Below are 8,207 nucleotides of genomic sequence, written 5' to 3'. Positions count from 1 at the left end.
ACTTCCGCGGCACGTCCTACGTCTTCGACCTCGACCGCTTCACCAGCTTCGAGGGCAAGACCGGCCCGTACCTGCTGTACCAGTCGGTGCGCATCAAGAGCGTGCTGCGCAAGGCCGCCGAGGCCGGGGCGACGGCGGGCCAGATCGTGATCGGCGAACAGGCGGAGCGGGACCTGGCCATGCTGCTCGACGCCTTCGAGGGCGCGCTGCAGGAGGCCTACGACAAGAAGGCCCCGAACTTCGTCGCCGAGCACGCCTACAAGCTGGCCCAGTCGTTCTCGAAGTTCTATGCCGCCTGCCCGATCATGACCGCCGACAGCGACGCCCTGCGCGCCTCGCGCCTGAGCCTGGCCCAGACGACGCTGCGCCAACTGGAGTTGACGCTGGACCTGCTGGGCATCGAAGCGCCGGAACGGATGTAACGGAGGGCGCTCAGGCGCCTTCCAGGTCCTTCAGCACCGACAGCAGGTCCTCGACGCCGCCGCGTTCGAGATACTGCTGGGCGACCAGAACCAGCCGCAACTGCTTGGCCAGCAGCGCCAGCTGCCGATGCTGGTTCTCGGTGACGCGCTGGGCCGTCTCGGCCTCGACCGCCTCGGCCTCCGCCAGCAGCTTGCGCACCTCGGCCAGGGTCTTCTCGTTCTGGACGCCGGCCTTCTTCAAGTACTCCTTGATGCTGCGCAGGCCTTCGGCGGCGATGGCGTGGGCTTTTTCGCGCACGGTCGTCTGAGCCACAGGATCGGCTATGGCGTCCAGCACCCGACCGAGGGCGCTGCTCAGCTTGCCCATCAGTCCGATGCGGGTCTCGCTCTCCAGCGGAAGCAGGCGGCGCGCGTCGATCAGGCTGGGAAGGTTGCGACCGTCCGAGGCCAAGGCTCGGCGCCGAGCCTCGACGAAGACCTTGATGATGAACCGCGTGGCGGCGATGGCCTGTTCGGACTTCACGATTGTCGCGGCCATGACGACGCCATGCTCCGTGAAAACGTAGGGCCTGTACCGTCGGCCGCCCCTGCCGACGTTTGAGGTCGCAAAATGCGATCTCAAAGCTGCGAACTCGGCTGTCGTGAGTTGGAAGGCGAAGCTCTCGAACTTTTCCGCATTACGCTTCACCTGCTCGTTCAGCCGGCGGACCTCCACGCCGAACAGGTCAGCCAAGTCCACGTCCGAGATGACGGACTGGCCCCGGAGTTCGAGTACATGGAGCGATTGGTCGATCGTCGATGGAGGTTGTTCGGTCATGACCGCTCTTTGAAGTCGCATTTTGCGACTTCAAGTTTGACTCCGTTCCTGCATTGTTCGCAATCGTCGGTCGAGTGGCGGTGTCCGCCGTTGACTCTCGACCCCGCGTCGCCCAAAGAGCCGAGGACCCTCGCGGGAGACATCGGGATTCGCTCCCGAGGCCGAAGGCGCAACCGCCCCGGAAACGCTCAGGCAAAAGGACCGCGCGAGTTTAGGAACGCTGGAAAGAGGCCTCCCGCAAGGGCGGCTCGCCGAAGGAGCAAGGGACGCGACGTCCCGGAATCTCTCAGGCCCAAGGGACAGCGGGGGCGCGACCAGTCGGCGAGAGCCGGCCGTCTCGCCGACCCCGCTTGGAGCCCGTCCCGTGTCCGATCAAGACCTCAAGAAGACCCCCCTCTTCGACGCCCATGTGGCGGCGGGCGCACGCATGGTGCCGTTCGCGGGCTATTCCATGCCGGTGCAGTACAAGGACGGGGTGCTGAAGGAGCACCTCTGGACCCGCGAGCACGCCGGCCTGTTCGACGTCTCGCACATGGGCCAAGCCCGCATCCGGGGTGAGAACCCCGCCAAGAGCTTCGAGAAGGTCGTCTCGGCCGACTACCAGGGCCTTAAAGCCGGCAAGCAGCGCTACGGCGTGCTGCTGAACGCCCAGGGCGGCGTCGTCGACGATCTGATGACCGCGCGTCCCGACGACGACGGCCTGTTCGTCGTGGTCAACGGCGCCTGCAAGGACAACGACTACGCCATCATCGCCCGCGAGCTGGCCGGCGAGGCCACGGTGACCCGCCTGGAGGACCGCGCGCTGCTGGCGCTGCAAGGGCCCGAGGCCGCCGCCGTGCTGGCCGCCCACATCCCGGAAGCCGCCCAGATGGTGTTCATGGACGCCCGCGCCCTGACCGCCTTCGGCGTCGACGCGATCGTCTCGCGCTCGGGCTATACCGGCGAGGACGGCTACGAGATTTCGGTCCCGGCGGACGCCGCCGAGCGGGTGTGGAACACCCTGCTGGCCGACGAGCGCGTCAAGCCGATCGGTCTGGGCGCGCGCGACAGCCTGCGTCTGGAGGCGGGCCTGCCGCTCTATGGCCACGATCTGGACGAGACGGTCTCGCCGATCGAGGCCGGGCTGAACTTCGCCGTCGGCAAGTCGCGCCGCGAGGCGGGCGACTTCCTGGGCTCCGACCGGATCCTCAAGGAACTGGCCGGCGAGCTCACGCGCGTCCGCGTGAACCTGAAGGTCCTGGAGGGCGCCCCGGCCCGCGAAGGCGCCGAGATCGCCGACGAGACCGGCGCGGTGATCGGCAAGGTCACCAGCGGCGGCTTCGCCCCCAGCCTGGGTTTCCCCATCGCCATCGGCTTCGCGCCCCCGGCCTATGCCGCCGTCGGGACGAAGTTGAAGGTCATCGTGCGTGGCAAGCAGGCGGCCGCCGAGGTGGTGGCTACCCCGTTCGTCGCCAACCGTTACGTCCGCAAACTCTAAAGCGCGACAGCCAAAAGTGGCCGCCGGTTTTGGCGGCCGTCGCGCGCTAAACTCAAGAAGAAGGGCTCACAGATGCGTTTCACCAAGGATCACGAGTGGGTCATCGTCCAGGGCGACGTGGCCACCGTCGGCATCACCGCCTACGCCGCCGAGCAACTGGGCGACGTGGTGTTCGTCGAGACCCCGGAAGCCGGCAAGGTCGTCAAGCAGGGCGACCAGCTGGCCGTCGTCGAAAGCGTCAAGGCCGCCTCGGACGTCTACGCCCCGGTGTCGGGCGAGGTGATCGAAGGCAACGCCGAACTGGGCGATGCGCCCGAGACCGTCAACGCCCTGCCGGAAAGCGGCGGCTGGTTCGCCAAGATCAAGCTGAGCAACCCGGCCGAGGTCGACGCTCTGATGGATCGTGACGCGTACGAAGCGTTCCTGGCCACGCTGTAACTTCACCTGTCATCCCGGACGGCCGGAAGGCCGAGCCGGGACCGCCGGAAGCGCCGCGCTTTCCGAGGTCCCGGCTCTCCGCTTCGCTTCGGCCGGGATGACAAATTGGGCACGAAAAGAATGCGTTACCTCCCCCTGACCCCAGAAGACCGCGTCGAGATGCTGGGCGTGATCGGCGTGAAGTCGATCGACGACCTCTTTGTCGACGTGCCCGCCTCGGCCCAGCGCTCTGGAACCGTCGACCTGCCGCTCCATGCGGGCGAGCTGGAAGTCGAGCGCGAGATGGCGGGCCTGGCCCGTCGTAATCGCGCCGCGGGGGAGGGACCGTTCTTCTGTGGCGCCGGCGCCTATCGCCACCACGTGCCGGCCACGGTCGACCACATCATCCAGCGGTCGGAGTTCCTGACCAGCTACACGCCCTACCAGCCGGAAATCGCCCAAGGCACCTTGCAGGTGCTGTTCGAGTTCCAGACCCAGGTCGCGGCCCTGACCGGCATGGAGGTGGCCAACGCCTCGCTCTATGACGGTTCGACCGGCGCGGCCGAGGCCGTGATGATGGCCCAGCGGGTCACTCGCCGGAACAAGGCGGTGATGTCGGGCGGCGTCCACCCGCACTACATCGAGACCATCGAGACCTTGGCCCACGCGGCCGGTGTCGCGACGGAGGCCCTGGCCCCCGCGGTCGACGCCGAGGACGCGGTGATCGCCGCCATCGACGCCGACACCGCCTGCGTGGTCGTCCAGACCCCGAACGTGTTCGGCACGGTCACCGACGTCACGAAGATCGCGGAAGCGGCCCACGCCGCCGGCGCCCTGCTGATCGTGGTCACCACCGAAGCGGTCTCGTACGGCCTGCTGAAGTCGCCGGGCGAGATGGGCGCCGACATCGCCGTGGCCGAGGGCCAGTCGATCGGCAACGGACTGAACTTCGGCGGCCCCTATGTCGGCCTCTTCGCCTGCAAGGAAAAGTTCGTCCGCCAGATGCCGGGCCGCCTGTGCGGCGAGACGGTCGACGCCGACGGCAAGCGCGGTTTCGTCCTGACGCTGTCGACCCGCGAGCAGCACATCCGCCGCGACAAGGCGACCAGCAACATCTGCACCAACAGCGGCCTGTGCGCCCTGGCCTTCTCGATCCACATGAGCTTGCTGGGCGAGACGGGCCTGCGCCAGCTGGCCGCCCTGAACCACCAGAAGGCCGTGGCCCTGCGCGACGCCCTGAAGGCCGTGCCGGGCGTCGAGATCCTGACCCCGCGCTTCTTCAACGAGTTCGCCATCCGCGTTCCGGGCAAGGCCGACGAGGTCGTCGAGGCCCTGGCCGGTCACGGGATCATCGCCGGCGTGCCGTTCTCGCGCCTCGACGCCGGCGCGGGCCTGGACGACGTGCTGCTGGTCGCGGCCACCGAGACCACGCTCGATATCGACATCCCCTTCTTCGCCAAGCTGCTGACCAAGGTGACGGGCCAATGAGCATGAACAACGTCGGCCGCCCCACGCGCCCCGAAGCCGCCAATGAAGGCGCCATCGGTCATGAGACCCTCAGCGGCGGTCGCGGCCTCCTCCAGGACGAGGCCCTGATCTTCGAACTGGACGGCTGGAACAAGACCGGCGTCGACCTGCCGCAAGCCACCGCCCCGTCGGACGACCTGGCCGGCCTGCTGCGCGCCGAGCCGATCGGCCTGCCCGGCCTGTCGGAGCCGGAAGCCGTCCGCCACTACGTGCGTCTCAGCCAAAAGAACCACGCCATCGACCTGGCGCTCTATCCGCTGGGCTCGTGCACGATGAAGCACAACCCGCGCCTGAACGAGAAGATGGCGCGCCTGCCGGGCTTCTCGGACATTCACCCGCTGCAGCCGGCCTCGACGGTGCAGGGCGCCCTGCAGCTGATGGACCGCCTGGCGCACTGGCTGAAGACCCTGACCGGCATGCCGGCCGTCGCCCTGTCGCCCAAGGCGGGCGCCCACGGCGAGCTGTGCGGTCTCCTGGCCATCCGCGCCGCCCACGAGGCGGCCGGCAACGGCCACCGCAAGACCGTCCTGGCCCCGACCAGCGCCCACGGCACCAACCCGGCCACGGCGGCCTTCGTCGGCTACACCGTCGTCGAGATCGCCCAGACGCAGGATGGTCGCGTCGACCTGGCCGACCTGGAGTCGAAGCTGGGCGACCACGTGGCCGCCATCATGGTCACCAACCCCAATACCTGCGGCCTGTTCGAGCGCGATGTCGTCGAGATCGCCCGCCTGACCCACGCGGCCGGGGCCTATTTCTACTGCGACGGCGCCAACTTCAACGCCATCGTCGGCCGGGTGCGCCCGGGCGACCTGGGCGTCGACGCCATGCACATCAACCTGCACAAGACCTTCTCCACGCCGCACGGCGGTGGTGGTCCGGGCGCGGGTCCGGTGGTGCTGAGCGAGGCGCTCGCCGCTTTCGCCCCGACACCCTGGCTGGTCCACGGCCATGACGGCTTCGCCCTGGTCGAGCACGCCGGCGAGGTGGGCGCCAAGACCGCCTTCGGCCGCATGAGCGCCTTCCATGGCCAGATGGGCATGTTCGTCCGCGCCTACGCCTACATGCTCAGCCACGGGGCCGATGGTCTTCGCCAGGTGGCCGAGGACGCGGTGCTGAACGCCAACTACATCAAGGCCCGCCTGAAGGACGTGATGAGCCCGGCCTTCCCCGAGGGGCCGTGCATGCACGAGGCCCTGTTCGACGACCACTGGCTGGAAGACACCGGGGTGACCACGCTCGACTTCGCCAAGGCGATGATCGACGAGGGTTTCCATCCGATGACCATGTATTTCCCTCTGGTCGTACACGGCGCCATGCTGATCGAGCCGACCGAGACCGAGAGCAAGCAGGAGCTGGACCGCTTCATCGAGGCGCTGCGGCTTCTGGCTGGCGCGGCCAAGGCTGGCGAGACCGAGCGCTTCAAGGGCGCGCCGTTCCACGCCCCGCTCCGGCGGCTGGACGAGACGATGGCCGCCCGCAAGCCCCGGTTGAGGTGGAAACCTGTGGCCGCGGCGCCACTGGCGGCTGAATAGCATTCTCCATACCCCTGTTGCGACCCAAGGGCGCCTTTACGGCGCCCTCATCGCTCCACATATCGGTGGTGCGCGTCGGGGCTGGCTGGGTGATCCAGGGAGCAGGCGAAGCGCAAGCCCGTTTCGTTCATCCCATGACTGCTCTCGCCCTCGCCATGCCGCGCGCCCGCCGCACCGCCGATGATCTCGCCCGTGAGCTCATCGCGCGATTCCTGCGCGTCATTCTGGTCACGCTCGGCGTGCTGCTGGTTATCGGCGGCATCGTCATCGCGCCGCTGCCGGGGCCGATGGGCCTGCCGCTGACCGTGGTCGGCCTGATGCTGGTGCTGCGCAACTCGTTCAAGGCCCGCAAGCAGTTCGTTCGCTTCCAGCACGCCCACCCCAAGCTGATCTTCCCGCTGCGCCGCCTGCTGCGCCGCGAGCCCGAGGTCGTGCTGGTGGCGTGGCAGCAGGCCCTGCGCGTCGAGCGGCTGGTCGTGCCGCGCAAGTGGCGGGTCGCCGTCCGCTGGCGCAAGTCGTTCAAGCGCCGCGCCGCGAAGCAAGTCTCGCGGTGAACGCTACGGTCGCCACCATCGACATCAAGCACCGGGTTCGCCGCCGCGCGCGTCTGGCCCTGTTGCTGCGCGAGTCGGCCGCCCGCGCCTTCCGCTGGATCGCGATCGGCTTCGGCGCCCTGGTGATCCTGGCCGGGGCGATCCTGACGCCGCTGCCCGGGCACGTGGGCCTGCCGCTGCTGGTCATCGGACTGATGATCGTGCTGCGCTACTCGTTCCAGGCCCGCAAGACCTTCATCCGCTGGCAGCGTCGCCATCCCAAGCTGGTGTTCCCGATCCGCCGCCTGATGCGTCGCGAGCCGGAGGTGCTGCTGGTCGTCTGGCAGCAGATGCTCCGCACCGAGAAGATGGTGCTTCGCAAGGCCCGCTGGCGGCTGCTGAAGAAGACCCGCAAGCGGGTGAAGAAGTACGTGGCGCGGAAGATGGCCAAGACGAGCTAGGGCATTCTCCGACGAAGCGGATGCCGGCTCGTCGTCGGTAAATGCGTCAAAACAAAAGACTAGAGCATTTCACCGATCCAGTTGGATCGGAAAATGCTCCAGGCATGGCGACGCCCGCCACGACGTCCTGAACCCATCGGGGTCCGGGGAATTGATACGGAATGGCGCGGCCGACCCGGTCGCGCCGATCCGTGATCTCAGGACAATCCATGCGTTTCGAGGTCGAAGCTTCGCTGACTTACGACTTCCCCGACCCTTGCGAGGTCCTGCTTCTGGTGGAGGCCGCGCATGGGCCTGACCAGACCGTACGCTCGGAGGCCCTGACCTTCTGGCCCAATGTCGAGGCCGCGCGCGTCGACGACCCGGTGACGTTCGAGCGGCGGACGGTCTTTACCGCCTCGGGACGGGTCAACGCGCTCTATCGCGCCAATGTCGAGGTCATGCCCCGCGCCCACGACCTGGCCGATGAGCCAGCCATGGCCATCCGCGACCTGCCGAGCGCCGTCCTGCCGTTCCTGCGCGCCAGCCGCTACAGCCCCTCCGACCGGCTCGAGCGCTTCGCGCATCATGAGTTCGGAAACCTGGAGGGCGGGCGGCGGGTGATGGCGATCCTGGCCTGGATCGCCGAGCATGTGACCTACCAGGCCGGGGTCAGCGACGCGGGCACGACGGCGGTCGACACGCTGGTGGACAGGGCGGGCGTCTGCCGCGACTTCACCCACCTGGTCATCGGCCTGTGCCGCGCCGCCGACATCCCGGCCCGCGCCGTCAGCGCCTATGCTTGGCGCCTGGAGCCGCCGGACCTGCACGCCATCGCCGAAGTCTATCTGGGCGGCCTCTGGTGGCTGGTCGACGCCACGGGCCTGGCGCCGGTCGAGGGGCTGGTCCGGGTCGCGACCGGCCGCGACGCCGCCGACATAGCCTTCATGACCATCTTCGGCCAGGCGATGCTGGTCGAACAGAGCTTCTCGATCAAGGCGGTGGGGTGAACCGGTGGCGGTCGGCCAACGGCCCGTTG

At 68.3% G+C, this 8,207-nt stretch carries 9 protein-coding genes and 1 riboswitch; of the genes, 8 read left to right on the top strand and 1 reads right to left on the bottom strand.

What is annotated here, in order from left to right; all coding sequences use genetic code 11:
* Positions 1-422 (top strand): DALR anticodon-binding domain-containing protein (locus VJ655_RS07790; protein ID WP_324110499.1); only part of this gene is annotated, 422 nt, incomplete at its 5' end.
* A gap of 10 nt (positions 423-432) precedes the next feature.
* Here the strand turns inward: VJ655_RS07790 and VJ655_RS07785 are convergent.
* A complete protein-coding gene (locus VJ655_RS07785) occupies positions 433-1,239 on the bottom strand; it encodes an ORF6N domain-containing protein (RefSeq protein ID WP_324110498.1) in 807 nt (268 codons plus the stop codon).
* 123 nt (positions 1,240-1,362) lie between these two features.
* Positions 1,363-1,453, top strand: a riboswitch (glycine riboswitch).
* Between the two features lie 150 nt (positions 1,454-1,603).
* Here VJ655_RS07785 and gcvT point away from each other — a divergent pair.
* The 7 genes from gcvT (at position 1,604) to VJ655_RS07750 (ending at position 8,178) form a co-directional block, all read left to right on the top strand.
* Positions 1,604-2,716: a glycine cleavage system aminomethyltransferase GcvT gene (gcvT, locus tag VJ655_RS07780; RefSeq protein ID WP_324110497.1), complete on the top strand. Its 1,113-nt coding sequence runs from the start codon at positions 1,604-1,606 to the stop codon at positions 2,714-2,716.
* A 72-nt stretch (positions 2,717-2,788) separates the two neighbouring features.
* The gene (gcvH, locus tag VJ655_RS07775) at positions 2,789-3,154 is read left to right on the top strand and encodes a glycine cleavage system protein GcvH (protein ID WP_324110496.1); all 366 of its coding nucleotides are present in this window, start codon (positions 2,789-2,791) and stop codon (positions 3,152-3,154) included.
* Between the two features lie 120 nt (positions 3,155-3,274).
* A complete protein-coding gene (gene gcvPA, locus VJ655_RS07770; RefSeq protein ID WP_324110495.1) occupies positions 3,275-4,621 on the top strand; it encodes an aminomethyl-transferring glycine dehydrogenase subunit GcvPA in 1,347 nt (448 codons plus the stop codon).
* The gene (gcvPB, locus tag VJ655_RS07765; protein WP_324110494.1) at positions 4,618-6,195 is read left to right on the top strand and encodes an aminomethyl-transferring glycine dehydrogenase subunit GcvPB; all 1,578 of its coding nucleotides are present in this window, start codon (positions 4,618-4,620) and stop codon (positions 6,193-6,195) included. Before gcvPA ends, gcvPB begins: the two co-directional genes overlap by 4 nt.
* 134 nt (positions 6,196-6,329) lie before the next feature.
* Positions 6,330-6,749, top strand: coding sequence for a hypothetical protein (locus VJ655_RS07760; RefSeq protein WP_324110493.1), 420 nt, complete (start codon positions 6,330-6,332; stop codon positions 6,747-6,749).
* The gene (locus VJ655_RS07755; protein ID WP_324110492.1) at positions 6,746-7,189 is read left to right on the top strand and encodes a hypothetical protein; all 444 of its coding nucleotides are present in this window, start codon (positions 6,746-6,748) and stop codon (positions 7,187-7,189) included. The genes VJ655_RS07760 and VJ655_RS07755 overlap by 4 nt, the downstream gene beginning before the upstream one ends.
* Before the next feature lie 209 nt (positions 7,190-7,398).
* Positions 7,399-8,178: a transglutaminase family protein gene (locus VJ655_RS07750; protein ID WP_324110491.1), complete on the top strand. Its 780-nt coding sequence runs from the start codon at positions 7,399-7,401 to the stop codon at positions 8,176-8,178.
* The last annotated feature ends 29 nt before the right edge of the window (positions 8,179-8,207 follow it).

This window comes from Caulobacter sp. (assembly GCF_035254145.1).
In the GTDB taxonomy this organism is placed as follows: Bacteria; Pseudomonadota; Alphaproteobacteria; order Caulobacterales; family Caulobacteraceae; genus Caulobacter.
This window is presented reverse-complemented; position numbering and strand designations above follow the sequence as displayed.